The organism is Vibrio sp. D173a, assembly GCF_030248475.1.
The window spans coordinates 1-719 of sequence record NZ_JAHGAH010001585.1; the positions used below are offsets into that span (position 1 = coordinate 1).

Genomic DNA, 719 nt, shown 5'->3' on the forward strand with positions numbered 1-719 from the left:
TTCTTAAGAAGATGACAGGCCGTGAGCTTAAGCCACATGACCGTACAGTAGACGTAACAATCCGTCGTATCCGTAAGCACTTTGAATCTGTATCTGGCACGCCAGAGATCATTGCTACGATCCACGGTGAAGGCTACCGTTTCTGTGGTGACTTAGAAGACTAATTTATCGGATGGGTATACCATCTAGATGAATCGAAAAAGGGAGAGTGCTCAGCACTCACCCTTTTTTAATATCCGTTTCACGCGGCACGAACAGCATGCTTGAACATGCTATTCGACCTTCGGTAATACTTAATAAACGGTGTCGACTTTCACATCTTTCTCGACCAACCACTTCACGGTCTCACCGTCTTTTAGCTCAACAGCCACATCCACAGGCTTATCACTGTCTATCTCAAGCTGCCACACAAATGCCACTTCCCATTGGGTTTGGCTGTGCGTTCTTAAATCAAGATCATCGCTGGTCACCAGTAGAGTGTCCGCACCCTGTTTTACAGTCAGGCTTTCAACAGCAAGCGTGGCTGGAAGCTGCGTGTCTGATTCAAGGTAAATAGCACCATGCAAAGTCTTGTCTTGGCTTTCACCAATGGTTGGCATCTTGTTCAGCCACAGGTTGCTTTTCATAGTGATTGTCGTCTCAGCCACTTCGACTTGATTATCTTGTTGCCATTCAACCTGAGCCGTTGAACAGCCTGCCAGTGCGATGACACAGGCCAA

The 719-nt window shown here is 47.1% G+C and carries 2 protein-coding genes; one reads left to right on the forward strand and one right to left on the reverse strand.

All coding sequences use genetic code 11. The annotated features are described in order from the left end of the window. Positions 1-164 (forward strand): winged helix-turn-helix domain-containing protein (locus KIV40_RS34920; RefSeq protein WP_285354050.1); only part of this gene is annotated, 164 nt, incomplete at its 5' end. A gap of 129 nt (positions 165-293) precedes the next feature. Here KIV40_RS34920 and KIV40_RS34925 read toward each other — a convergent pair. Further along, on the reverse strand, positions 294-719 hold the full coding sequence (locus KIV40_RS34925) for a hypothetical protein (RefSeq protein ID WP_285354048.1): 426 nt from the start codon (positions 717-719) through the stop codon (positions 294-296).